Annotated in this window: 22 protein-coding genes and 1 pseudogene; 15 read left to right on the top strand and 8 right to left on the bottom strand. The window is 75.3% G+C overall.

Translation table 11 applies throughout. The annotated features are described in order from the left end of the window. From AB0N76_RS27385 to AB0N76_RS27370, 4 genes and pseudogenes are all read left to right on the top strand, one after another. Positions 1–198 (top strand): annotated as a pseudogene (locus AB0N76_RS27385) (hypothetical protein); the annotation flags it as partial. A 376-nt stretch (positions 199–574) separates the two neighbouring features. Next, complete coding sequence (locus tag AB0N76_RS27380) at positions 575–1,342, top strand: hypothetical protein (RefSeq protein ID WP_363561398.1); 768 nt, start codon at positions 575–577, stop codon at positions 1,340–1,342. Positions 1,343–1,557: 215 nt separating this feature from the next. After that, entirely contained in the window at positions 1,558–2,523 is a 966-nt protein-coding gene (locus tag AB0N76_RS27375; protein WP_363561383.1) for a (2Fe-2S)-binding protein, read from the top strand. A gap of 215 nt (positions 2,524–2,738) precedes the next feature. Continuing rightward, positions 2,739–3,878 (top strand): DUF2637 domain-containing protein, encoded by a 1,140-nt coding sequence (locus AB0N76_RS27370; RefSeq protein ID WP_363561381.1) that lies wholly within the window; start codon positions 2,739–2,741, stop codon positions 3,876–3,878. Between the two features lie 89 nt (positions 3,879–3,967). On the opposite strand, the gene AB0N76_RS27365 is transcribed toward AB0N76_RS27370, so the two are convergent. After that, a complete protein-coding gene (locus tag AB0N76_RS27365; protein ID WP_363561379.1) occupies positions 3,968–6,253 on the bottom strand; it encodes a SpoIIE family protein phosphatase in 2,286 nt (761 codons plus the stop codon). Between the two features lie 301 nt (positions 6,254–6,554). After that, a complete protein-coding gene (locus AB0N76_RS27360; RefSeq protein WP_363561377.1) occupies positions 6,555–7,133 on the bottom strand; it encodes an ATP-binding protein in 579 nt (192 codons plus the stop codon). Positions 7,134–7,551: 418 nt separating this feature from the next. Between AB0N76_RS27360 and ureA the strand changes: the two genes are divergently transcribed. The 3 genes from ureA to AB0N76_RS27345 are packed head-to-tail and all read left to right on the top strand — an operon-like array spanning position 7,552 to position 11,080. Then, on the top strand, positions 7,552–8,262 hold the full coding sequence (gene ureA / locus AB0N76_RS27355) for an urease subunit gamma (RefSeq protein ID WP_363561375.1): 711 nt from the start codon (positions 7,552–7,554) through the stop codon (positions 8,260–8,262). Then, positions 8,259–9,989 (top strand): urease subunit alpha, encoded by a 1,731-nt coding sequence (locus AB0N76_RS27350; RefSeq protein WP_363561373.1) that lies wholly within the window; start codon positions 8,259–8,261, stop codon positions 9,987–9,989. Before ureA ends, AB0N76_RS27350 begins: the two co-directional genes overlap by 4 nt. Before the next feature lie 50 nt (positions 9,990–10,039). After that, the gene (locus AB0N76_RS27345) at positions 10,040–11,080 is read left to right on the top strand and encodes an agmatine deiminase family protein (RefSeq protein WP_363561371.1); all 1,041 of its coding nucleotides are present in this window, start codon (positions 10,040–10,042) and stop codon (positions 11,078–11,080) included. Positions 11,081–11,091: 11 nt separating this feature from the next. Here AB0N76_RS27345 and AB0N76_RS27340 read toward each other — a convergent pair whose 3' ends face one another. Next, positions 11,092–11,316 (bottom strand): hypothetical protein, encoded by a 225-nt coding sequence (locus AB0N76_RS27340; RefSeq protein ID WP_363561369.1) that lies wholly within the window; start codon positions 11,314–11,316, stop codon positions 11,092–11,094. 153 nt (positions 11,317–11,469) lie between these two features. Here AB0N76_RS27340 and AB0N76_RS27335 point away from each other — a divergent pair, with 153 nt between their 5' ends. Next, complete coding sequence (locus tag AB0N76_RS27335) at positions 11,470–12,078, top strand: TetR family transcriptional regulator C-terminal domain-containing protein (RefSeq protein ID WP_363561367.1); 609 nt, start codon at positions 11,470–11,472, stop codon at positions 12,076–12,078. 232 nt (positions 12,079–12,310) lie between these two features. Here AB0N76_RS27335 and AB0N76_RS27330 read toward each other — a convergent pair whose 3' ends face one another. Continuing rightward, positions 12,311–13,873, bottom strand: coding sequence for a hypothetical protein (locus AB0N76_RS27330; RefSeq protein WP_363561365.1), 1,563 nt, complete (start codon positions 13,871–13,873; stop codon positions 12,311–12,313). 342 nt (positions 13,874–14,215) lie between these two features. On the opposite strand from AB0N76_RS27330, the gene AB0N76_RS27325 reads away from it, so the two are divergent. The 3 genes from AB0N76_RS27325 to AB0N76_RS27315 all read left to right on the top strand — a co-directional run bounded on the left by AB0N76_RS27325 (position 14,216) and on the right by AB0N76_RS27315 (position 16,299). Beyond that, on the top strand, positions 14,216–14,734 hold the full coding sequence (locus AB0N76_RS27325; protein ID WP_363561363.1) for a hypothetical protein: 519 nt from the start codon (positions 14,216–14,218) through the stop codon (positions 14,732–14,734). 135 nt (positions 14,735–14,869) lie between these two features. After that, complete coding sequence (locus AB0N76_RS27320; protein WP_363561361.1) at positions 14,870–15,550, top strand: DUF3105 domain-containing protein; 681 nt, start codon at positions 14,870–14,872, stop codon at positions 15,548–15,550. 143 nt (positions 15,551–15,693) lie between these two features. Continuing rightward, the gene (locus AB0N76_RS27315; RefSeq protein ID WP_363561396.1) at positions 15,694–16,299 is read left to right on the top strand and encodes a DUF305 domain-containing protein; all 606 of its coding nucleotides are present in this window, start codon (positions 15,694–15,696) and stop codon (positions 16,297–16,299) included. A 122-nt stretch (positions 16,300–16,421) separates the two neighbouring features. Here the strand turns inward: AB0N76_RS27315 and AB0N76_RS27310 are convergent, their stop codons facing one another. Then, complete coding sequence (locus tag AB0N76_RS27310; protein WP_363561359.1) at positions 16,422–17,873, bottom strand: MFS transporter; 1,452 nt, start codon at positions 17,871–17,873, stop codon at positions 16,422–16,424. A 163-nt stretch (positions 17,874–18,036) separates the two neighbouring features. Here AB0N76_RS27310 and AB0N76_RS27305 point away from each other — a divergent pair, with 163 nt between their 5' ends. Both AB0N76_RS27305 and AB0N76_RS27300 read left to right on the top strand, forming a co-directional pair. Continuing rightward, positions 18,037–18,594, top strand: a complete 558-nt coding sequence (locus AB0N76_RS27305; protein WP_363561357.1) for a MarR family transcriptional regulator — start codon at positions 18,037–18,039, stop codon at positions 18,592–18,594. 62 nt (positions 18,595–18,656) lie between these two features. After that, positions 18,657–19,175, top strand: a complete 519-nt coding sequence (locus tag AB0N76_RS27300) for a GNAT family N-acetyltransferase (RefSeq protein WP_363561355.1) — start codon at positions 18,657–18,659, stop codon at positions 19,173–19,175. 149 nt (positions 19,176–19,324) lie between these two features. Here the strand turns inward: AB0N76_RS27300 and AB0N76_RS27295 are convergent, their stop codons facing one another. After that, the gene (locus tag AB0N76_RS27295) at positions 19,325–19,864 is read right to left on the bottom strand and encodes a methylated-DNA--[protein]-cysteine S-methyltransferase (protein ID WP_363561353.1); all 540 of its coding nucleotides are present in this window, start codon (positions 19,862–19,864) and stop codon (positions 19,325–19,327) included. Then, positions 19,861–21,399, bottom strand: a complete 1,539-nt coding sequence (locus tag AB0N76_RS27290) for an AlkA N-terminal domain-containing protein (protein WP_363561351.1) — start codon at positions 21,397–21,399, stop codon at positions 19,861–19,863. Before AB0N76_RS27290 ends, AB0N76_RS27295 begins: the two co-directional genes overlap by 4 nt. 229 nt (positions 21,400–21,628) lie before the next feature. Here AB0N76_RS27290 and AB0N76_RS27285 point away from each other — a divergent pair, with 229 nt between their 5' ends. Together AB0N76_RS27285 and AB0N76_RS27280 are read left to right on the top strand one after the other, a co-directional pair. Next, positions 21,629–22,036 carry an ASCH domain-containing protein gene (locus AB0N76_RS27285; RefSeq protein ID WP_363561394.1) on the top strand — a complete coding sequence of 136 codons (408 nt, stop codon included), beginning with the start codon at positions 21,629–21,631 and terminating at the stop codon, positions 22,034–22,036. A 120-nt stretch (positions 22,037–22,156) separates the two neighbouring features. Further along, positions 22,157–23,656 carry a family 1 glycosylhydrolase gene (locus AB0N76_RS27280; protein ID WP_363561349.1) on the top strand — a complete coding sequence of 500 codons (1,500 nt, stop codon included), beginning with the start codon at positions 22,157–22,159 and terminating at the stop codon, positions 23,654–23,656. 7 nt (positions 23,657–23,663) lie between these two features. Here AB0N76_RS27280 and rsgA read toward each other — a convergent pair whose 3' ends face one another. Next, positions 23,664–24,728: a ribosome small subunit-dependent GTPase A gene (rsgA, locus tag AB0N76_RS27275; RefSeq protein WP_363561389.1), complete on the bottom strand. Its 1,065-nt coding sequence runs from the start codon at positions 24,726–24,728 to the stop codon at positions 23,664–23,666. Positions 24,729–24,792: the final 64 nt, after the last annotated feature.

The following is a 24,792-nucleotide window of genomic DNA, read 5'->3' as shown; positions in this document are numbered from 1 at the left end:
GTCGAGTGCCTCTGGCTGCAGACCCTGCACGCCGAGGAGATGGCCGCCGCGATGTTCACTCTTGCGGGCTATTCGCACCAGGCCACCGTGCGCGGGGAACAGCTGCTGGTGGCGCTGTTCAGCCTGGATCTGGCGGGTGTGCCGCAGCCCGCCAACGGCGCCGCCGAGGCGCTGATGGAGACCGGCTGGACGTCCTGAGCCCCCGTCCGAACCCCGTCCGACCCCCGCCCACACCCCACCGGAACCACCCCCGCCCCTCCCCCACCCCCGTCATCCGGCCCCGCCGCCCGAACGCCCGGAGACCACCCCCACCACGCCCCTGACCGGCCGCTGATCGTTTAGACGAAAACCCGCCCGAGCGCAACAACCTCCGCTCGTGATCTGGTGCACAAGCTCGCCCCCGTGTTGAATTGCCGCCACAGCGCGGGCCGGTGGCGTGTCTTGCCACGTGTGGGGAGGCGTCCGCGTCCTGCTGGATGGCGCACACAAGGAGGTGGCGTTGTCGGAGCACGGATGGGGCCCGGAGAGCCGGGAGACGCGGGGGCGGACGGCGCCCCAGGAGCCCGGGGACACCGTGTGGCGGCTACGGTCCCGGGCCTGCTGGCGGGAGGCCGCCGAACTGTTACGACCGGCCGCCGAACGGGATCCGGCGGCCGCACTGATCCGGGCGGAACTCCTGATCGAGCAGTGCCTGTTCACCGCCGCGCACTGGAGTCAGGCCGAGCAGGCCCTGCGGCTGGCGGAGGCGGTCGCGACCGGCACCGAGCAACGCGCGTCGGCGGCCTGCGCCCGGGGCTTCCTGGCGTACGTGGCGAGCGTGCTCGGCGCGCGCGACCGGCTGGACGAGGCGCAGGCCGCGCTCGGCCGCACCTCCGCGCTGCTGCCGCCGGACGCACCGGGCCGGCCGCTGCTGGACTTCCGCCGGGGCCTGGTCGCGGAGAACCTGCTGCGCGACCCGACGGCGGCCTGGATCGCCTACCGCCGGGCGCACGACGGCGCGGGCGAGCGCGGGGACGAGCTGCTCCGCTCCTCGACCTGGCGGCACCTGGCCGCGTTGGCACTCGCGGCCGGCGACCGGGAGCGGGCCCGGGAGGGGTTCGACGCCTCGCTGCGGCTGCGCGAGCAGCTGGGCTTCACGGTGGGCGTGGCTCCGGCGCTGGCTGCGCTGGCCGAGGTCTCCGAACCGCCCGAGGCGGCGCGGCTACGGGCGGAGGCGAACCGGTTGGTGCAGGCTCTCGGGGGCGTGCCGGTCTGGCTCGCACGCCAGCTGGGCGGGGCGCGCGCGCCGGGCGCTCCCCCGGACGGACGCATCGAGAAGCAGACTCAGGGTCCGATCAGCTAAGGTGAGCCTAACCTGGCCGGGTCGAGCAGTGACCCGGCCGGGTTCGCCTTGCCGTTCCCGGGCTCCGCCAGGCTCCGGCCGGCCGGGCCCGGACCTGCGGTGCGGCCTGGCCAACGGGCGCACCGGCACGGGGCGCGCCGACGGGCGGACCGCCCCGCCGGGCGCGGACCGGACGGTCCGGCACGGGTCCCGGTCGACCCGATGGGGCCCGCACCATGACCGTGAGCAGCACCCGGACCGTGAGCAGTACCCGGACCGGCCCCGCGCCGCAGACCGACACCGCCGTGGGCGGCACCGAGGCCGACGACACCGCCACGCCCCCCGTCCCGGGAACCGCCCCCGGGGCGGCCGCCTACCGACGGCTCGGCGAGCTGTTCCCGGAGCTGCGGGTGCACTGCGCGCCCCCGCGCAGCGGACTCGGCTGGATCTCGGGCACCGACCTGCTGTCCCGCCCGACGGCCCTGCGCGAACTGATCGCCCACGACGCCGCACAGGGCCTGGCCCGCTACGGGCAGCCGCTGCGCCCGGACGTGGCGGCCGGCTTCGGCCTGCACCGGTTCGTCTGGCCGGTCTCGCTGCTGTTCACGCTGCCGTGGTTCCTGGAGCGCCGGGTGCCGCTGCTCGCCCCCGCCGACGTCTCGCTCCGCCGCGGCACCGGCGAACTGACGGTCCGTCCGGGCGCCTTCGTCTGCCTGCCCGACGACCCCGCGGCGCCCGCACCGGCGACGGCGACGGCGGACCGGTCGGCGGCGGCCGGGTCGTCCGGCGCCCGGACGGTGCCCGACGAGGCGGCGCTGGCGGGCGAACTGCGGTCGGCGCTGGCGGACTTCCTGACCCCGGTGCTGGCTGCCTTCCGCCCGGAGGTGCGGCGCGGCCCGCGCACGCTCTGGGCGATGGCGACCGACGCGGCGATCGAGGGCCTCTGGTACGTCGGCGGACTGCTCGGCGAGGAGGAGCGCGCCCGCGCCGAGCTGGCCGCACTGTTCGCACCCGGCGCATCCGGTGGGCAGGCGGTCGGCCCGGCGCCGGAGTGCGCGCCCTTCGCGCCGGGCGCCGGATTCACCGCCCCCGCGTCCGACGCCCCGGCGCGCTCCGACCGGCTCCGGGCCAGCTGTTGCCTCGTCTACACCGCCCAGGCCGAGGCGATGTGCGCGGGCTGCCCGCGCGTCACACGAGGTTGACGGCCGGATTGCCGTCGCCGGTGCCGCCGACCCAGGAATTCCGGGGAATATCCCCTCCAAATTAATATGACGATGCGACTTATCCCCCGCCAGAAATCCCTCTCGTCAGCGGATTGACAGCGAATCAGCCATTCTCCGGCCGAGCATCCGTCATGATGGTCCCCGCCATCACGGCGCAGGAATTGCGACGCAGGAAAGCGAGGCTGGTCCAGGCGATGAAATTGTCCGACATACCGCTCGGTTGGGCCGTCACCGGCGTTGCGGTGCTGCTGGTCAGCGCGCTCCTGGTGGCCCTGGCCCGGAGTCGGGGGTCCGCCGGCGGCCGGGGCGGCGCGGACTCCTGGGAGCGTTCCGAGGAACGCCGCCGCCGCAAGGAGTCCCTGTACGGCGGGGCCTCGTACACCCTGCTGTTCTGCTGCGCGGCCGTCGCCGCCGCGCTCTCCTTCCACGGCCTGGTCGGCTTCGGGGTGCAGAACCTCAACCTCTCCGGCGGCTGGGAGTACCTGGTGCCGTTCGGCCTGGACGGGGCGGCGATGTTCTGCTCCGTGCTCGCCGTCCGCGAGGCCAGCCACGGCGACGCCGCGCTCGGCTCCCGGCTGCTGGTCTGGCTCTTCGCCGGCGCCTCGGCCTGGTTCAACTGGGTGCACGCCCCGCGCGGCTTCGGCCACGCCGGCGCGCCGCAGTTCTTCGCGGGCATGTCGCTCTCGGCCGCCGTGCTGTTCGACCGGGCGCTCAAGCAGACCCGCCGGGCCGCCCTGCGCGAGCAAGGACTGGTCCCCCGCCCGCTGCCGCAGATCCGCATCGTCCGCTGGTTGCGCGCCCCGCGCGAGACCTACGCGGCCTGGTCGCTGATGCTGCTGGAGGGGGTGCGGAGCCTGGACGAGGCGGTCGACGAGGTCCGCGAGGACAAGCGCGAGAAGATCCTGGACAAGGAGCGGCGCAAACTGGCCGGGCGCCGCGAGCGGGCCGAGATCCGGGCGATCAACCGCACCCACAGCGTCTGGCGCCCGCGCGGCGGCGGCCCGTCCGGCTCCACGCCGCAGCTGGAACCCGGCCCGGAGTCCGCCATAGCGGGCGGCTCCGGCGGGCCCGGCGGCACCGGCGCGGAGCGGCCCGCCGTCGAACCGTCGCCCGGGCGGGCCAGGGCCGTCGGGCGGGGCAGGGCCGCCGGCGACCGCGCCGCCGGGGCGGCGGAGGACGTCGAAGCCGTCGAGGGCACGGTGGCGCAGTCCGGTCTGCCGGCCCGCCCGGAGCGGCGCACCATCGACCTCACCGCGGACGAGGACACCGTGGCGCTGCCCCGGCTGGACTCGCTGGAGCGCAAGCTGAAGGACCTGGAGCAGCAGTTCGGCTGAGATCCGGGTTCGACGTTTCGGGGTTGCGGGGTTGCGGGGGGCTCAGGGCCGAGAAGCCCTGAGCCCCCCGCTCAGCCCACTCAGCCCGCTCAGCCCTCGGAGGCCGCGGTGAGCTCCGGCGCCGAGGCGTGCTCGGGCGTCACGGTGAGCTCGAACCACATCCGCTTGCCCGAACCCCGCGGCTCCACGCCCCAGCCGTCGGCCAGCGCCTCGACCAGCATCAGCCCGCGCCCGGAGGAGGCCTGCTCCCCGGGCGTGCGGCGGGTCGGCCAGAGGTCCGACTCGTCCTCCACCTCGACCCGCAGCCGGCCCCGGCCGCCCTCCGCCGCCGGCTCGCGGTAGAGCCGGGCGGTGAACATGGCGTCCCGGTCGGTGTGCCGGATCGCGTTGGTGACCAGCTCGGAGGAGAGCAGCTCGGCGGTGTCGATCAGCTCGGCCACGCCCCAGCGGCGCAGCGCGTCGCGCAGCTCGGCGCGGACCTCGGAGATCCGGGCCAGGTCGGCCTGCCCGATCCGGCGGCGCAGCTGCTGGGCGGCCAGACCGCCCTCGGGGCCGTCCCAGCGCAGCAGCAGCAGCGCTATGTCGTCCTCGCGCTCGCTGGAGTCGGCCGCCTGCGAGGCGATCCGGTCGGCCAGGTGCTCCAGCGGGTCGCGGCCGGTCCGGGCGGGGTCGGCGAGCGGCTCGGCGAGCACCGAGGTGAGCCGGGCGATGCCCTCGTCGAGGTCCATGCCGCGCGCCTCGACCAGGCCGTCGGTGCAGAGCAGCACCGTCTCGCCGGGGTCCAGGCTGAACCGGGTGACCCGGTACTCCTCGTCCGGGGCGATGCCGAGCGGGAGCCCGCCGGCCACCGGGACGGTGCCGGCCGTGCCGTCGGCGCGCCGGACCACCGGGTCGAGGTGGCCGGCCCGGACGGCGTAGACCACGCCGTAGTCGACGTTGACCTCGGCGTAGGTGCAGGTGGCGAAGTGGTCGGTGTCGAGGTCGGCGAGGAAGCGGGAGGCCCGGGCCATCACCGCGGCGGGCGGGTGGCCCTCGGCGGCGTAGGCGCGCAGCGCGATCCGCAGCTGGCCCATGATGCCGGCCGCGTGCACGTCGTGGCCCTGGACGTCGCCGATCACCAGGCCGACGTGGCCGCCGGGCAGCGGCACCACGTCGTACCAGTCGCCGCCGATCTGCAGGCCGGAGCCGGCCGCCAGGTAGCGGACGGCGGTGGTGACGCCGGGCACGGAGGGCACGGTGCGCGGCAGCATGACCCGCTGCAGGCCGGCCGCCAGCTCGTGCTCGGCGTCGTGCAGCCGGGCCCGGGCCAGCGACTGGGCGACCAGGCCGCCGAGGGTGGAGAGCAGGGTGCGCTCGTCGGCGTCGAGCTGGCGGTCGTCGTCGAAGCTGACCACGCAGACGCCGATCGCCCGGCCGCTGGCGACCAGCGGCAGGAAGGCCCAGGAGCTGCGGGTGGTGCGGCGGGCCTGCTCCCAGACGTCCGGGTAGCGCTCGCGGTACTCCTCGCGGCTGGCGCAGAACACCGGGGCGCGGTTGCGCAGCGCCTCGGCGGCCGGGTGGGTGGGCGGCAGCACCGAGCGGTCGTAGCCGGCCAGCTCCTCGGCCCGGTAGCCGGAGGCGCCGAGGATCTGCACCCGGCCGGCCTCGAAGGAGGCCAGCACCAGGCCGTCCGGCGGCAGGCCGGGCAGCGGCAGTTCGGTGAAGACCCGGGCCACGTCGCGGACGGTGACCGCCTCGGAGAGCGCGCGGGCGGCCTCCTTGATGAAGCGGGAGCGCTCCTCGCGGAGCAGCGCCATCCGGTCGGCGCGGTCGCGCTTGTGCAGCTCGACGGTGGCGTCCCAGACGAAGCCGACCATCCGGGAGGCGCGGCCGAAGGCGTCGGCGAGGACCCGGCCGCGGAACCGGACGGCGCGCATGGTGCCGCTCGGGCCGACGGTGCGGTAGTAGGCGCCGCACTGGCCCAGCTCGGCGACGGCGCGCTCGACCCGGCGGCGCACCACGGGGGCGTCCTCGGGGTGGAGCAGGGCCAGGAAGGAGGCGGAGGTGCGGTCGAAGCGGCCCTTCTCGGCGGTGTCGAGGCCGACGATCGTGCAGGCCCGCTGGTCGCCCTCCAGGACGTCGCGGCGGATGTCCCAGTCGAAGGAGCCGATGCCGTTGGCGGCCATCGCCGGCTCCAGCCAGTCCGGCGTGGAGTCGCCCGGGGAGAGCGGCAGGCCGCCGGAGAGCATCGGCGCCAGCCGGCCGGCGGCGAGGCCGGGGGCGGTGCGCAGCGCGTGCCGTCGGACCGCCTGGGCGGGGGGTCGGGCCCGCCCGGAGCCGGTCGTGGACGGACCGGACGGGAGGGCCGGCCCCGGTGACTCTGGCTCTGTGGGCATGCTGCTCCTGCCGCTGCCGTGGCGGACCGCGCCGACCGTCCGGACGGGCCGCGTGGCGGTGTGATTGGGTGGTGCTCGGTGGGTCGGGTGCCGACGGGCGGTCACCGGTCGAGGTGGGGTTTCCCCGCCGCTTCTCGCACGTGGACACACATTCCCACCATCCTGGCCAATGTTCGGCCGAGCGGCAATGGCAACGGGCCGGAAATCTTGCCGCCCACCTTCACTTCCAGGCATCGTTCGGTGACGAACAGTGTTCGTACGGCAAACATCGGGCGGGGTCGGCGGGTGAAGGCCGACGAGGTCAGGCGGGTACCGAGGTCAGCTCGAACCAGGTGACCTTGCCGTCGCCGCGCAGCTGGACGCCCCAGGAGTCGGCGAGCGCCTCGACCAGCATCAGCCCGCGGCCCGAGGTGGCGTACTCGGCGTCCGGGTCGCGGCGGCGGCCGGGCAGCCGGGCGGCGCCGTCCTGGACCTCGATCCGCAGTCTCAGGTCGCTGCTGAGCACCGCGTCGAAGATCGCGCCCTGACCGGTGTGCTGCAGGGCGTTGGTGACCAGCTCGGAGGAGAGCAGCTCGGCCGTGTCGGCCAGCTCCGGCACGCCCCACAGGTCCAGCGCGGTGCGCAGCCGGTGGCGGACCGCGCCGACCGCGACCAGGTCGGCGGCCTCCAGCGCCAGATGGAGCCGGCGGTGCAGCGCGCACCCCGGCGCCGGGACGCCCGGCCGCGTGGTGCCGGTGACACCCGCCGCTCCGGTCGTGCCCGCGGTACTCGTGGTGCCCGTGCCGGTCGGACCGGCCGCGGCGCCCTGACCCGTCGCCGTGGACCGGTAGGCGCCCCCCGAACTCGTCCGCTGCCGCGGGAATCGCGACTGACCGTCCATCACCCCTGCCCCCGCCCTCGCTCCGGGCCCCCGGTCCGGATCCCCCGCCGGTCGGGTGGCCCCCTTGGTACTGACCAACCATCCTCATGCCCAGCTTTCGGCATTTGGAACAGTGCGCGGGCGATCACCTGGGGTGAAAGGGGCACGGGGCGGTTCGCGTGATCCGACTGCCCGCGCCGGACAGGTTTGCGAAGCACAGGGGCGCTTTTCGAGCACCGGCGGCCCACCGGCGATCATCCGGCGGCCCACTCGCCCCCCACTCCCGGCCCACCGGCGAGCATCCGGACGCCCCCGGCGAGCCGAACGGCGCGGGAGCGGCAACGCTGGACAGGGCGAGCGGCTCCGGGTTCAATGGCCCGATAAGTTTGAACGCCGTTCTAAGATCCCCACCCCTCCCGGCGACCGCGAGCGAGGAACCGTGCGACTGACCCCCACCGAGCGGGACCGGCTGCTGATCTTCACGGCAGCCGAGCTGGCCCGCGCCCGCCGCGCCCGGGGCGTGCGGCTCAACATCCCCGAGGCGACCGCGCTGATCGCCGACACCGTCTGCGAGGCCGCCCGCGACGGCCGGCGCCTGGCCGAGGCCATCGAGGCCGGCCGCTCCGTACTCACCGCCGCCGACGTGCTGCCCGGCGTGCCGGACGTGGTCACCGTGGTCCAGGTCGAGGCGGTCTTCGACGACGGCACCCGCCTCGCCGTGGTCAACGATCCCTTCAAGGGCGCCGGCTCGCTCGGCGACGAGGCCCCCGGCGGCGCGCTGATCGGCTCCGGCGCCGGCTACGACCCGGTCGAGGAGACGGTCGTCCTACTCGTCCACAACACCTCCGGGGTGCCGATCTCGGTCACCTCGCACTTCCACTTCTTCGAGGCCAACCCGCGGCTGGCCTTCGACCGCGCCGCCGCCTACGGCACCCACCTCGCGGTCCCGGCCGGCTCCTCGGTCCGCTTCGACCCGGGCGCCACCGTCGAGGTCGGCCTGGTCCCGATCGGCGGCGAACGCGTCGCGATCGGCTTCGCCGGCCTGGTCGACGGCCCGCTGGACGCCCCCGGCGCCAAGGAGGCCGCACTGGCCAAGGCCCGCGCCACCGGGTACCTGACCACCCTCGACGACGCGGAGGTCGAGTCATGAGCGCGATCACGCCGCACGACTACATCTCGGTGCACGGCCCGCGCGCCGGGGACCGGATCCGGCTCGGCGACTCCGGCCTGATCGTCCGGGTCGAGTCCGACTCCCAGGCGCCCGGTGACGAGTTCCTGGCCGGCTTCGGCAAGACCGCCCGCGACGGCCTGCACCTCAAGCCCGCCGCCGTCCGCGACACCTGCGACGTCGTGATCAGCAACGTCCTGGTGATCGACGCGGTGCAGGGCGTCCGGAAGACCTCGATCGGCCTCATCGGCGGCCGGATCGCCTCGATCGGCCGGGCCGGCAACCCCGACACCCTGGACGGCGTCGACGTGGTGGTCGGCACCGGCACCACGATCGTCTCCGGCGAGGGCATGATCGCCACCGCCGGCGCCATCGACACCCACGTCCACCTGCTCTCGCCGCGGATCATGGAGGCCTCGCTGGCCTCCGGCGTCACCACGATCATCGGCCAGGAGTTCGGCCCGGTCTGGGGCGTCGGGGTCAACTCCCCCTGGGCCCTGCGGCACGCCTTCAACGCCTTCGACGCCTGGCCGGTCAACATCGGCTTCCTCGGCCGCGGCTCCTCCTCCGACGAGGCCCCGCTGATCGAGGCGCTCGCCGAGGGCGGCGCGTCCGGCTTCAAGGTGCACGAGGACATGGGCGCCCACACCCGCGCCCTGGACACCGCGCTGCGGGTCGCCGAGGAGTACGACGTCCAGGTCGCCCTGCACACCGACGGCCTGAACGAGTGCCTCTCGGTCGAGGACACCCTGCGCGTCCTGGACGGCCGGACCATCCACGCCTTCCACATCGAGGGCTGCGGCGGCGGCCACGTCCCCAACGTGCTCAAGATGGCCGGCGTCCCCAACGTCATCGGCTCCTCCACCAACCCCACCCTGCCGTTCGGCCGCGACGCCCTCGGCGAGCACTTCGGCATGATCGTCTCCGCGCACGACCTCAAGGTCGACCTGCCCGGCGACGCCGCGATGGCCCGCGACCGGATCCGGGTCGGCACGATGGGCGCCGAGGACGTGCTGCACGACCTCGGGGTCATCGGCATCACCTCCTCCGACGCCCAGGGGATGGGCCGGGCCGGCGAGACCGTCCGCCGCACCTTCGCCATGGCCGGCAAGATGAAGGCCGAACTCGGCCCGCTGGAGGGTCCAGAGGGATCGGGCACAGTCGGCACCACCGAGGGCGGCGACGACAACGCGCGGGTGCTGCGCTACATCGCCAAGCTCACCATCAACCCCGCCATCGCCCACGGCCTCGCCCACGAGGTCGGCTCGATCGAGGTCGGCAAGCTCGCCGACATCGTGCTCTGGCGCCCCGACCACTTCGGCGCCAAGCCGCAGCTGGTCCTCAAGGCCGGCTTCCCCGCCTACGGCGTGGTCGGCGACCCCAACGCCTCCACCGACCGCTGCGAACCGCTCGTGCTGGGCCCGCAGTTCGGCGCCCACGGTGCCACCGCCGCCGACCTCTCGGTGGCCTTCGTCGCCCAGGCCGCCGCCGACGGCGCCTACCTCGACCGGCCCGCCGACGGCCTGCCCACCCGGCGCCGGCGCGTCGGCGTGCGCGGCACCCGCGGCATCGGCCCGCGCGACATGGTACGCAACGCGCGGATCGGCCGCGTCGACGTCACCGAGACCGGCCTGGTCTCGCTCGACGGCGACCCGCTGCGCTCCGAGCCCGCCGACAGCGTCTCGCTCAGCCGCCTCTACTTCCTCTGACCCACGTTTCCGCCCCCACCCCCACCCGAATTCCCCCGAAGGACGCCACGATGACCGCCACCCCCTCCTCGCTCGGCTACCGGATGCCCGCCGAGTGGCACCCGCACGACCGCACCTGGATGGCCTTCCCGACCGACAACCCGACCTTCGACACCCCCGAGCACCTGCACGCGGCGCGCGAGGCCTGGGCGAACGTCGCGAACACCATCGTCCGGTACGAGCCGGTCACCATGATCGTCAACCTGGGTGAGGGCGCGGAGGCCCGCAAGTACGTCGCCGAGCAGGTCGAGCTGGTCGAGCGCCCGCTGAACGACGCCTGGATGCGCGACATCGGCCCGACCTTCCTGATCGACGGCAAGGGCGGCCTGGCCGCCGCCGACTGGATCTTCAACGGCTGGGGCGCGCAGTCCTGGGCCCGCTGGGACAAGGACCAGCACATCGCCGAGCACATCAGCGAACTGACGGACGTTCAGCGCTTCGCCTCCCGGCTGATCAACGAGGGCGGCGGCATCCACGTCGACGGCGAGGGCACCGTGCTCGTCACCGACACCGTCCAGCTCGGCGAGGGCCGCAACGCCGACTGGACCAAGGAGCAGGTCGAGGCCGAGCTGCACGCCCACCTCGGCACCACCAAGGCGATCTGGCTGCCGCGCGGACTCACCCGCGACTACGACGAGTTCGGCACCCGCGGCCACATCGACATCGTCGCCTCCTTCGTCCGCCCCGGCGTCGTCGTCGCCCACGTCCAGCCCGACCCGGCCCACCCCGACCACGCGGTCTGCCAGGAGCTGGTGGCCATCCTGCGGGCGTCCACCGACGCGCAGGGCCGACAGCTGGAGGTCATCGAACTGCCCGCCCCCACCGTCCTGCTGGACGAGGAGGGCGAGCCCGTCGACTACTCCTACATCAACCACTACGTGGCCAACGGCGCCGTCGTGCTGTGCGCCTTCGACGACCCGCGCGACCAGGAGGCCGCCGACATCCTCGCCGAGGCCTACCCCGGCCGCACGGTCGAACTCGTCGACGCCCGCGAGATCTTCGCCAACGGCGGCGGCATCCACTGCATCACCCAGCAGCAGCCGCAGGCCTGACGCCGCCCGCGTTACCTGTGATACCTCCCCAGGTCGTCGGTGGTGAGGCCGTGGGTGCTGTGCATCGCGATCGAGCTGTAGGAGGAGCGGAGGGCCCGTAGCTGGGCCAGCCGCTCCTGCTCGGCGAGCACACCGTCGATGTTCTCGGTCGGGCGGCGGTGGCGGCGGTGCAGGTACACCGCCAGCCCGGCCACCAAGGCGGCGAGGCCGGCGAACAGGGCGATCAAGGTGGCCATGGCCACCCCCTCGGGTCGGGGAACTCCTGATCGGTACGTACCCGGAGGAGTGGGCGGTCGAACCGGCCGACTTCCCACTCCGTGGCCCACCGGACACGGCCGGTATCGTGACCGTGCCCAGGGCCGTCCGGCCGAGACCGAGGAGCAGAGCAGATGGCGGACCCCCGCCCGCGCCGACCCGCGCGCCCCCGCGAGGAGGTCTTCGCCACCGCGCGGGCCGCGATCGCCGAGCACGGGCTCGCCAAACTCACCATGGCCGGCCTGGGCAAGCAGCTCCAGATGAGCGCCGGGCACCTGCTCTACTACTTCGGCAGCAAGGACCAGCTGCTGCTGGAGACCCTCCGCTGGAGCGAGGACCAGCTCGGCGCCCGCCGCCGCGAGATGCTCACCGACGGCGGCCGCGACGTCCGGCAGCGGCTGGCCGAGTACGCCGCGCTGTACCTGCCGGAGGGCCCGGGCGACCCGCGCTGGATCCTCTGGGTCGAGGTGTGGGGCCGCTCTCCCGCCAGCGAGGAGCTGCGCCGGGGACAGCTGGAGATCGAGGCCCCCTGGCAGGCCGACCTGGTCGCCCTGATCGAGGAGGGCACCGCCGCCGCCCGCTTCGCCCCCGGGGACGCCACCGAGCGCGCCGTCCAGATCCGCGCCCTGCTCGACGGCCTCGCCGTCCCCCTCGCCCTCGGCCTCCCCGGCGCCGACCGCCTCCACGCCCACCATCTGGCCACCACCGCCTGCACCGCCCTCCTCGGCCCCCCGGGCGCGTAGGCGGGCACGCAGGGCTGCGCCCCCCGGCCGGATGCGGGCCGAAGCTCGGCCGACCGGTCGGTGCGGGCACCCGTCGCGGGGCCGGGCCGTCGGCGACGATCCTGGGGCAGGTGCAGGCCGAGCGGCTCACCGGCTACACCGCCGAAGGCCCCCGGCCACCGCGCGCGGGCCGGATGCGGGCGGGCGGTTCGGGGGCGGGCGGTTCGGGGGCGGTTCGCGGGTGACGAGGCGGCTACTCCGTCCAGACCGCGGCGGCGGTGCGGTCGTCGGCGTAGCCCTTGGCGCGGACCTGGACCTGGCGGAGGAAGTCGACGGTGCCCGGGGGGTGGGGGTGGGCCCAGTGGGAGGCCAGGAAGTGGGCGACCGCCGGTTCGTCGGCGATCGGCCGGGCCAGGCCCGGGGTGCAGAGCAGCAGGATGTCGCCTGGGGTCGCCGGGACCATCCGGAAGCGGAACGGGCGCGGGCCCGGCAGCGGTCCCTCCGGCGCCGGCGGCTGGCCGTCCGGGTGGTGCAGCAGCCGGGCCGCGTACGCGTCGATCCAGTGGCCCGAGCGCAGCAGGTACAGCCCGCCCGGGCCGACCCCGAACGCCGCCCGGTAGCCGGCCGCCGGGTCGAGCGACACCAGCAGGCAGTGCAGCGAGGCCGGGGACGACTCGGCCTCGCCGTCCGTCACGCCGCCCGCCGCGTCGTCCGGCGCGTCGTCCGGCGCCAGTGCGCGGAGCGGGGCGACGGCGCTGAGGGCGAGCCGCTGGAGGCCGTAGCGGAGCCGGTCGCGGGCCCCGTCGCGCAGGTCGGCGGCCAGGCCCTCGCGGCTGCGGCCGATCGCGCCCGCGAGCTGGCGGCAGGCCTCCCCGGCCGCCGTGGCGACCTCCTCGGCGGTCGGCCCGGACCGGTCGAAGGCGCCGAGCGCGGCGAGCAGCAGTCCGTCCGGCCCCTCGCCGAACCGGGTCACCAGCAGCGAGTCCCGCCGGCTCTCGCCCCGGTAGCGGGCGGAGTCGCCGCGGACGGAGACCGCGCGCAGGGTGGTGGCGGCGTACTGGGCGCCCTCCAGCACGGTGTCGGCGACGACGCCGCCCAGCGCGCCGGGGTCGGCCTCGGGCACGGCGGTCGGTTCGGGGCCGTAGGTGGGCGGGCGTTCGCCGATGTGCGGCACGGCGGGCGCGGTCTCGGCCCGCCCGGCCCGGACGGCCGGCCGCGGCACGGGCGGCGCCACGACGGCGGGCGCGGGCTCGGGCTCGGGTTCGGGCTCGGGCTCTTCGGCGACGACCGGCTCCGGCTCGGACTCCGGCTCCAGCTCCGGCTCCGGCTCCACCGCAGGTTCCGCGACGGGCTTGGGACGGGGCTCGGGCACCCGCGGCGCCACCGGTTCCGCCGCCGGTTCCGCCTCCGTCGCCGCCTCGGCCGCCCAGAAGGGCGCGGGGAAGCGGTGCGTCTCGTCGGCGGCCGGGCGCTGCGGGGTGATCACACCGACCGCCGTGTCGAACCAGTCGTCGATGCTGTCCCGCTCCAGCACCCCCTCATCGGTCACGGAGACCACCGGCTCGGGCTCGGGCTCAGGAGCGGGCTCGGGCTCAGGAGCGGGCTCAGGCTCGGGCCCCGGATCCGCCTCCACCGCGGCCTCGCTCCGCTGCGGTCCGATCAGCCCGGCCGCCGTCTCGAACCAGTCGTCGACGCTGCCCTCCCCCGGCGCCGCGTCCGGGGTGTCGGGGAGGGTGCCGGCCGGGCCCGCGTAGACCGTGTCCCACCAGCCGTCGTCCGGTCGGTGCTGCTGCGCGGGTGCACCCTGCTTGGTCATCTGGCGGCTCCTGGTCGCTCAGTCCTCGCGCCGCCCCCGGCGGGCCGGGCTCGACGTCATTGTTCTCCACGTGCAACGACGCTGTCCGGGTTTCGGCGACAACCGCGCACACATCGGCCGATACCGATCACCCGCGTCGCCGCCCGTTTCGCTTCCCTTTCTCCCACCGTCACCCGAACCGCCCCGACCAGGGCGTTTCCGGTGCATTCCAGCCTCTCGGCCGCCGAAAATGAGGGCCCAGGAGGGGGATCGCTTCACTCGTTCGGCTGATTAAATGTCCGCATGACCGCGTCGGCCCCCAGCACACCCCGACCGGGGAGGGCCGCACTCGCGGTCCGCCCGGTGGGCACGTTGTGGGTCCTGCTGCTGGTCGCACTGCTGACCGCGCTGCCGTGCGCGGGCCACGCCAAGGCGGCCACGGCCGAGCGTCCGGGCCCGCCGGCGGCCGTCCCGGACTGGCCCGCGGTGGGTCCGATCGCCGATCCCCTGACGCTCCTGCTCGGAGCCGCCGGCACGCCGACGGCCTCCGGTCCGGCCGAGGGGCACCAGCACCGCAGCGCGGCGAGCACCGGCCCGTCCGGCACTCCGCAGACCTTCGCCGAGCGCGTCCGCGCGGAGAGCCACCGGCACTGGACCTGGTGCTCGGTGGACGGCGACCCGCCGCACCACAACAACGGCTGCTCCAGCCACCCGTACTGCGCCCAGGACGCCCAGCTCCCCAACCCGCCGCCGCAGCCGCAACCCGCCGCGGCGCCCCGGACGGAGCTGCCCGAGGCGCTGCCCCGGGTGGCGCCCGCCGGGCTGCTGGTCGGTCCGCACCCCGCGCCCGACCTGCACGAACTCCAAGTACACCGGTCCTGAGCGGAACCCGCCGCCGGCCCTGCCCCCACCCTGCCCGCCGATCGGCGGTCCGGGCGGACGGGCCGACGGATCCGCCCCCTCCCGCCACCTCTTCAGACCGCCGCGCCCGATGCGCGGTGGGGACAAGGACACCACATGGGTTCCGCCTCCAAGCCGTCGACCAAGGCGCAGGCCAACAAGCCGAGCGGCAAGCAGGCCGGCCTCGACCGCCGCGCCCGGATCGCCGAGCTGCGCGCCGCCGAGCAGCGCCGTGACCGCCGCAACAAGATCATCGCCGGGTCGGTCGCCGGCGTGCTGGTGATCGCCGCGATAGCCACCGGCACCTGGATCGTGGTCGACGCCAACAAGGACAAGAAGGCCAAGGAGGCCGCCGCCAGCGCCCCGATCGACGGCGTGCAGACCTTCGGCGACCTGGGCCGCACCCACGTCAAGGAGAAGGTCACCTACCCGCAGACCCCGCCGGTCGGCGGCGACCACAACGCGATGTGGCTGGACTGCATGGGCCGCGTCTACGACCAGCCGGTCGAGAACGAGCGCGCCGTCCACTCGCTGGAGCACGGCGCGGTCTGGGTGACCTACAACGGCAAGGCCACGCCGGAGGACATCAAGGCCCTCTCGGACAAGGTGAAGGCCACCCCGTACTCGCTGATGAGCCCGTACCCGGACGAGAAGGGCACCATCACCCTGAGCGCCTGGTCGACCCAGCTCGTCGTGGAGAAGGCCGACGACCCCCGGGTGAACCAGTTCTTCACCAAGTACGTCCAGGGCAAGCAGACCCAGGAGCCCGGCGCCTCCTGCTCGATGGGGGCGATGTGACCGCCGCCGAGGGCACGGCGCCGGGGACGGAAGGCGGCGCGGAGGACGCGACGGAGCCCGTCGCCTCCGCCGCCCCGGCGACGTCCAACCGGCGGCTCTGGTGGCCGGCCGCGCTGGCCGCCGCGGTCGCGCTCGCGCTCGGCGTGCCGGCCCTGGTGGCCGGCGGGTCGCCGGCCTCCGGCTCCTCCGCCCTCACCGTGCCGGCGAACGACTCCCCCGAGGCCGGGTTCGCCCGCGACATGGCGACCCACCACCAGCAGGCGGTCGACCTGTCGTTCATCGTCCGCGACCGGACGACCGACCAGCCGACCCGCACGCTGGCCTTCGACATCATCAACACCCAGGCCAACCAGCGCGGCATGATGATGGGCTGGCTCGACCAGTGGGGGCTGCCGCAGCACTCCACGGCCAAGCCGATGGCCTGGATGTCGATGTCGATGGGCGGCCACGGCCATGGCGCCGACTACCAGGCGCACGACGGTTCGCTGATGCCCGGCATGGCCACCAACGCCCAGCTCGCCAAGCTCCGCACGCTGGACGGGCGGGAGGCCGAGGTGTTCTTCCTGCAGCTGATGCTGGAGCACCACAAGGGCGGCGTCGACATGGCCCAGGGCTACGTCGACATGGCGCGCAACGAGTCGGAGAAGCGGCTCGCGCAGACGATGGTGATCGGGCAGTCCTCGGAGATCGAGCTGATCACCGACATGCTCAAGGAGCGCGGCGCGGCCCCCGGGGTGCCCGCCTCCTGACCTGCGGGACGCAGCACGCACCAGGCACCAGGCACCATGCACCAGGCACGACACGGCCGGGCGGCGGACGGGAGTACTCGTCCGCCGCCCGGCCGTTTCCGTCCCCGACCTCCCGGCCGTCCTCAGCGGCGCCGGACCGACCGGGTGAGCACCGCACCCACGGCCGCGACGACGGCGAGCGCGAGCAGCACCGACCGGCCGCCCTGCGCCGGGCCGGCCAGGTGGACGCCGAGCACCGGCAGCGCGGTGCCGAGCGCCGTCCCGAGGCTGCGGGCCATGTTCACCATGCCGCCGCCGACCGCCGAGCACTCGGCCGGGATCGCCCGCATCACCAGCGCGTTGTTGGCCGGCAGCAGCAGGCCGAGCCCGCCGCCGGCCAGCAGCAGCGGGACCGCGACCAGCAGCGGGACCGTCGCCCCGGCGGCCGGGAGCAGCGCGCAGCAGAGCAGTCCGGTCCCGGCCAGGGCCGCGCCGAGACGGCAGCGGGTGACGTCCGTCCAGCCGCGCGGCAGCAGCGCGCCGCCGACCGTCGCGGCCACCGCGAACGCGGCCGGGAGCAGGGTGATCAGCAGGCCGGCCCGGGCGGTCGACAGGCCCGCCTCGGCGAGCAGCACCGGGCCGAGCACCAGTGGGCAGAACAGCAGCAGGTAGCCGATCAGCGAGACGGCCAGGCCCGGGCGGACGCCGGGGGTGTTGACCAGGCCGGGGGCGAGGATCGGCCGGGTGGCGCGGCGTTCCTGGCGGACCAGGCCGAGCGCGCACAGGACGGCGGCGAGCAGCAGGCCGGCGACCGCCGGGCCGGGCAGCGGCAGACCGGAGGCGGCGGAGAGGGCGAGCAGCAGGGCGGTGGTCGAGCCGGTGAGCAGCAGCAGTCCGCCCAGGTCGAAGCGGCCGGCCTGCCGCCCGTCGTCGGAACGCCGCGGCCCGGGCACCCGCTGGGTGCCGGATTGCGTGCGGGGCAGCAGGAACCAGCCCGCCAGGATGCCGACCAGCCCGATCGGCACGTTGATCCAGAACACCCAGCGCCAGGAGGCGTGCTCCACCAGCAGCCCGCCGAGGCTGGGGCCGAGCGCGAGGCCGAGGCCCTGGGCGGCGGCCTGGACGCCGAGCGCCCGGCGCATCGCGTGCTCGGGCACGCCGCGCGCGACCAAGGCGACGCTGTTGGCCTGCATCATCGCGCCGCCGACCGCCTGGACGGCGCGGCAGGCGACCAGGGTGGCGAGGTTGCCGGCGAATCCGGCGCCGAGCGAGGCGAGGGCGAAGACGGCGAAGCCGCCGAGGTACATCGTCTTGCGGCCGACCAGGTCGGAGAGGCGTCCGACCGGCGCGAGCAGCGCGACCAGCACCAGCAGGTAGGCGAGGGCGACCCATTCGACGGCGGCGAAACCGGTGTGGAAGTGGCGCTGGAGCGCCGGGTAGGCGAGGGCGGTGACGCTGGCGGTCAGCTGGCCGAGGAACGCCCCGAGGCAGACGGTGCCCACGGCCAGCCAGTGGGCGTACCGCCGGCCGGCTATGACGCGCGGCCGGGGGTGCTCGGTGAGGAGCCGAGCGGTGAGGGTTGACGCGGCGTTCATACGGCGAAATATATCGGATACAGATATGTTCCCTCTACGATCTGATCTGCCGACGATCGAAGCGGCCCCGTCGGGGGTCGGTCGCCCCCGGCCGGGGATCGGTCGTCCGCGACCGGCCGAGGGCCGTCAAGGACCGTCCGGACCAGGCGATACGCTTTCCGCCATGCCGTCGTCGCCCCCCGTTCCCGACCCCGCCAGCACGCCCGACCCCGCCGCCGCGCCCGTCACCGGATCCGCCGTCGAGCCCGCCGCCGGACCGCGGGACCCGGAGCCGACGGCGATCGAACGCGCCCGACGGCTCACCGACGCGGTGACCCGGCTCCGCCGCGCCCTGCGCAGCAGCATCCGCACCGACTACCCGTGGGAGTCCCTGCCGATGGCGCAGGTCGAACTCCTCCAGACGCTCGCCGCCGCGCCCCTGCGGGTCGGTGAACTGGCCGCCCGGCAGCGGCTCGCCCCGAACACCGTCAGCGGCCTGGTCGGCAAGCTCCTGGAGGCCGGGTTCGTCGACCGCCAGGCCGACCCCGGCGACCGCCGCACCGCCCGGATCGCCCTCACCCCGGCCGGCCGGCGCCAGCTCGACGACTGGCAGCGCGCCCACGAACGCCGGATCGCCACCGCGCTCGACACCCTCTCCCCCGCCGACCGCGACGCCGTCATGCTCGCCCTGCCCGCCCTGGAGCACCTCGCCCGCGCCCTCGCCGACCCGACCGCCGACTGAGCCGGCCGACCGGGCCGCGCAAACCGGTGGCCGCCGGTCGATCGGCCGACTATCGTCCTGACATGGACCCCTCACTGCTGCGCCTCGAACCCTGGACCGACGCCGATCTCGCACTGCTGCGTCTGATCAACACCCCGGAGATGCGCAAGCACGTCGGCGGCCCGGAGACCGAGGAGCAGGTCCTCCACCGCCACCGCCGCTACCTGGACTTCGTCCCCTCCGGCATCGGCTGCATGTACCGCATCGTGCTGGCGGAGGACGGAACGGCCGTCGGGTCGGTCGGCTACGCGGAACGCACCTGGCAGGGCGAGGCCGTCTACGAGATGGGCTGGAACGTCCTCACGCCCTACCAGGGCCGGGGCATCGCCGCGGCCGCGACGACCGCCGCCGTGGCCGCCCTCGCCCGCCTCGCCCGCCTCCCCCACCTGCACGCCTTCCCCGCCATCGACAACCCCGCCTCCAACGCGGTCTGCCGCAAGGCCGGCTTCACCCTCCTCGGCGAGACCGACTTCGAGTTCCCGCCCGGCCGCTTCACCCGCAGCAACGACTGGCGGGTGACCCTCGCTGACCGCCCGGCCTGACCCCGCCCGGCCAGGGGCTCAGGGCCCTCCGACTGCCACCCGCCGCGGCGGACACCGGCTCCGCGTCCTCGAAGACCTCGCCGAGCCCACCGGGCGGCGGGGCATCGGGCAGCCGGGTGGGCGGGTGGGCGGGTGACCTCTTCCAGCGGTCAGAACAGGGCGCCGCTTTCGAGGTCGAGGAGCCAGCGCTTGCGGTCGGTGCCGGCGGCGAAGCCGGTGAGGGTGCCGTTGGCGCCGAGGACGCGGTGGCAGGGGCGGACGATCAGGAGCGGGTTGGCGCCGACCGCGCCGCCGACCGCGCGGACGGCCCTCGGGGACTCGCCGGCCAGCTCCGCGAGCCGGCCGTAGGTGACCGTCTCGCCGTAGGGGATCTTGTCGAGCGCGGCCCAGATCCGGCGGCGGAACTCGGTGCCGACCGGGGCGAGCGGCAGGTCGAAGGCGGTGCGCTCGCCGGCGAAGTACGCGGTGAGCTGGGCCACCGGTTCGGCGAGGGCGTCCGGGTCGTGCACCCAGTCGTCGGCGGGTTCGGCGAGCGCGTACTTCTGGCCGGGGGCGGTCACGGTGGCCAGCGCGGCCGGGCCGCCGTCCGCGGGCAGGACGCCGCTGAGCAGCAGCCGGCCGAAGGGGCTCTCCATGAAGGTGAAGACGGTGGTGGTCTTCTCGGTGGCGGTCTTCTCGGTGGCGCTCATGCTCGGGTGTTCTCCGTTCCGGTGGTGCCGGTGGTTCCGGTGCGGTGGTCGTCGGCCGGGCCCGCCCACAGGCGGTGCACGGCGTAGGAGCGCCAGGGGGCCCAGGCCTCGGCCGCGCGGGCGGCGGACTTCGGGTCCCCGGGGGCGTCGAGCCGGAGCAGTCCGTGCTTGACGCCGATGTCGCTCGGGAGGAAGACGTCGGGGTCGGCGAGGGCGCGCATCCGCAGGTAGCCGACGGTCCACGGGCCGATGCCGGGCAGGGCGAGCAGCTGCGCGGCCGCCTCCTCCCGGTCGACGCCGCCGTCGAGCCGGACGGCGCCCTCGGCGAGCGCGGCGCAGAGGCCGATGAGGGCGCGGCGGCGGGCGGCCGGCATCGCGAAGTCCTCCGGGTCCGCGGCCGCGAGGGCGGCCGCGGTCGGGAAGAGCAGCCGCAGTCCGCCGCTGGGTTCGGGCAGCTCGGTGCCGTACTTCGCGGCGAGCCGGCCGGCCAGGGTGCGGGCGGCGCCGACGGTGACCTGCTGGCCGAGGACGGCGCGGACGGCGAGTTCGTGCGGGTCGACGTGGCCCGGCGAACGCAGCCCGGGGCGGGCGCGGACCAGCGGGCCGAGCAGCGGGTCGGCGCCGAGCTGGTCGTCGACCGCGAGCGGGTCGGCGTCCAGGTCGAACAGGATCCGCAGGCGCTGGACGGCGGTCGGCAGGTCGCGCAGGTCGGTGAGGAGCAGCCGGCAGTCCAGCCAGCCGCGGGTGCGGGGCCGGTCGGGGGCGAGGCCGTCGACCTCGGCGATGCCGTGGCCGTACGGGAGGGCCAGGGTGCGGCGGTAGGTGCGCACGCCGGGGACGGCGCCGGGCACCACCTCCTCCACGCCGGGGACGGCACGCAGGGCGAGGAAGTCGATCAGGTGGTCGCTGTCGAGCGGGCCCCGGTAGGCGAGCCGCAGGGCGAGGCCGCCGGCCGGGGTGGCGGTGCGGCGTCCGGCCGCGACCTCGGCGCGCAGTCCGCTCGGGGTGCGGTCGTAGACCTCGCGGACGGTCTCGTTGAACTGCCGGACGGAGGCGAAGCCGGACGCGAAGGCGATCTCGGTGACCGGCAGCTCGGTGGTCTGGAGCAGCAGCCGGGCGGTCTGGGCGCGGCGGGCGCGGGCCAGCGCGATCGGGCCGGCGCCGAGTTCGGCGGTGAGCTGGCGCTGGAGCTGGCGGGAGCTGTAGCCGAGGTGCTGGGCCAGGCCGGCGACGCCCTCGCGGTCCACGACGCCGTCACCGATCAGGCGCATCGCCCGGCCGACCAGGTCGGCGCGGTGGTTCCACTCGGGCGAGCCGGGGACGGAGTCGGGGCGGCAGCGGCGGCAGGCGCGGAAGCCGGCGCTCTGCGCGGCGGCGGCGCTGGGGTAGAAGGTGCAGTTGACGCGCTTGGGGGTCACGGCCGGGCAGCTCGGCCGGCAGTAGATGCCGGTCGAGGTGACGGCCGTGAAGAAGACGCCGTCGAAGCGGGCGTCCCGGCTGTCCACGGCCCGGTACCGGATGTCGTCGTCGATCACGCTGTCCAGTCTGCGGCACCCGGCGGGCTCCGACTGGCGGAAATCGGACGTGGGCGTGGGGGCGAGTGGGGCGCGGCGACGGGCGGCGGTGGGCGGCGGAAAACCGCGCGCGGGCGGGCCGGGCGGCCGGATAGCCTGCGCACGACCCCGCCCCCACAGCCAAGGAGCTCCCGTGCCCGAGCCGACCGACGACGGCTACACCGGTCCGGACGACCCCCGGGTCACCGCGCTGCGCGTCGAGCAGTTCGCCTTCCCCGGTCCGCTCCGGGACCAGCTGGTCGGCGCCGTGCTGTCCGGGGCCAAGACCAGCACCACCGGCCTGCTCGTCGAGTACGAGACCGAGGGCGCGCCGCTGCCGGTGAGCGGTACCCGCGGGGCGGTGGTGGACTCGGCCGGGCTGATCGTCGCGGTGACCGAGACCACGGACGTCCGGGTCGTCCCGCTCGGCGAGGTGGACCTGCGGCACGCGCTGGACGAGGGCGAGGGCTACGCGACGGTCGCCGAGTGGCGGGCCGGGCACGAGCGGTTCTGGCAGAGCGCGGAGCTGCGCGCGGCGCTCTGCGACCCGGGCTTCACGGTGGACGACAGCACGCCGGTCGTGCTGGAGCGGTTCCGCCTGGTCGCCGACCTCCGCTGAGGCCCCGGCGGCGGAGCCCTCGACGGGTGCGGCGCCCTTGACGGGTAGGCGCCCTTGACGGGTGCGGCGGCGGGCGGCAGCCTCCGGAGCAGTCCGCCACCGCTCCCCCCGGAGGCACCGATGACGAACCCGACGCCCGCGACGCCGGCCACGAAGACGCCCACCCCGACGCCCGCCTTCCCGCCCGGTTTCCGCTGGGGCGCCGCCACCGCCGCCTACCAGGTGGAAGGCGCCGCCGCCGAGGACGGCCGTACGCCCTCCGTCTGGGACACCTTCTGCCGCACCCCCGGCCGGGTGCACGACGGCGACACCGGCGACGTGGCCACCGACCACTACCACCGCTACCGCGAGGACGTCGCGCTGATGGCCGGGCTGGGCCTCGACGCCTACCGGTTCTCGCTCGCCTGGCCCCGGGTGCGGCCGGGCGGCAGCGGCCCGGCCAACCGGGCCGGCCTGGACTTCTACGACCGGCTGGTGGACGAGCTGCTCGCGCACGGCATCACGCCGGTCGTCACCCTCTACCACTGGGACCTGCCGCAGCCGCTGGAGGACGCGGGCGGCTGGACGACCCGGTCGACCGCGCACCGCTTCGCCGAGTTCGCCGCCCTGGCGGCGGGCCGGCTCGGCGACCGGGTCACGTCCTGGACCACCCTGAACGAGCCCTGGTGCAGCGCCTTCCTCGGTTACGGCAGCGGCGTGCACGCCCCCGGCCGGGCCGATCCGGTGGCCGCGCTGACCGCCCACCACCACCTGCTGCTGGCCCACGGGCTGGCCGTCGGGGCACTGCGCGCGGCACTGCCCGCCGGGGCCGAGGTGTCGCTGACGCTCAACCTCGCCGACGTCCGCGCGCGCACCGACGACCCGGCGGACCGGGACGCGGCACGGCGGATCGACGGCCTGGCGAACCGGATCTTCCTGGACCCGGTCTTCCACGGCCGCTACCCCGCCGACGTGCTCGCCGACACCGCGCACCTCACCGACTGGGCGTTCGTCCGCGACGGCGACCTCACCGCGATCGCCCGGCCGCTGGACGCGCTCGGCCTCAACTACTACACGCCCACCGTGGTCTCCGCCGAGCAGCCGACGGCCCCGGACCACACCCCGGCCGAGGGCCCGCGCGAGGACGGCCACGGCGGCGGCGAGCGCTCGCCCTGGCCGGCCGACGAGGGCATCCGGTTCCACCCCGCCGCCGGCCCCCGGACGGCGATGGGCTGGCCGGTGGACCCGGACGGGCTGTACCGGCTGCTGAGCCGGCTGCGCACCGAGCTGCCCGGACTGCCGCTGCTGGTGACCGAGAACGGCGCCGCCTACGAGGACCGCCCGGACGCGACCGGCGCCGTGCACGACCCGGAGCGGATCGCCTATCTGCACGGCCACCTGGACGCCGTCCGCCGGGCGATCGCGGACGGCACCCCGGTGCGCGGGTACTTCCTCTGGTCCCTGCTGGACAACTTCGAGTGGGCGTACGGCTACTCGAAGCGGTTCGGCATCGTCCACGTGGACTTCGCGAGCCTGCGCCGCACGCCCAAGTCGAGCGCGCACTGGTACGCGGAGCTGATCCGGACCGGCCGGCTGCCCGAGGCGGGCCACCACCCCACGGAGCGCCGACCGCTCACCTGAGCGGGAGTCACCACTTCACGGTGCCTCCCGCCGCGCGCATCGTCTTGGTGATGGTCTTCCACTTCTTCACCCGGGCCGTGGCGAGCCGGGCGTCCGAGCGGGAGGCGATCCACTCGTTCTCCCGCTGGAGCTTGCGGTAGCTCTCCATCCGCCGCTCCGGGAGGGTGCCGTCGGCCAGCGCGGCCCGCACCGCGCAGCCGGGCTCGCTCTCGTGGTGGCAGTCGTGGAAGCGGCACTCCTCGGCCAGCTCCTCGATGTCGGCGAAGGCCAGCGCGACGCCCTCGCCACCGTAGAGGCCGACCTCGCGCAGGCCGGGGGTGTCGATCAGCACCCCGCCGCCGGGCAGCGGGACGAGCTCGCGGGTGGTCGTGGTGTGCCGGCCCTTCTGGTCGCCGGAGCGGGCCTCCTGGACGGCCATCACGTCGGCCCCGGCCAGCACGTTGGTGAGGGTGGACTTGCCGACGCCGGACTGGCCGAGCACGGCGGTGGTGCCGGGCGTGCAGGCGCGCAGCACGTCGATCCCCTCGCCGGTCTCGGCGCTGACCACCAGGACGGTGACCCCGGGCGCGGCGGCCTCGACGTCGGCCCGGATGAAGTCGGCGTCGTCGACCAGGTCGGCCTTGGTGAGGGCGACCAGCGGCTCGGCGCCGGACTCCCAGGCGAGGGCGAGGAAGCGCTCGATCCGGCCGAGGTCGGGCTCGGCGGCGAGCGAGGCGGCGACCACCACGGTGTCGACGTTGGCGGCGAGCACCTGGCCGTCGGAGCGCTTGCCCGCGACCTTGCGGATGATCGCGGTGGAGCGCGGCAGCAGGGCCACGACGGCGGGCATGGGCAGGCCGGCCGAGAGGTCGACGGCGGCCCAGTCCCCGGTGCACGGGCAGTTGATCATGTCGGCGTCGCCGACCTGCCGGGTGTCGGCCCGGACGGTGCGCAGGTCACCGCTCTCGGGGTCGACCAGGACGGCGTCGCACTGGCCGCGGTCGACCCGGACGATCCGGGCCGGGACCAGCCCGGCCGCGGCGAACGGCGCGAACAGCTCGGCGAGCTCGGCCGTCCAGCCGTAGCCGGTCAGCGAGAAGACATCGTCCGAGGCGGAGATGGAGGAAATGGAGGAAGGAGAAGAGACGGAAACGGAG

Origin of the sequence: Kitasatospora sp. NPDC093806 (assembly GCF_040683335.1) — a bacterium.
Lineage (GTDB): Bacteria > Actinomycetota > Actinomycetes > Streptomycetales > Streptomycetaceae > Kitasatospora.
Note: the sequence above shows the minus strand (reverse complement) of the source record. Positions and strands in the feature narration are given on the sequence as shown.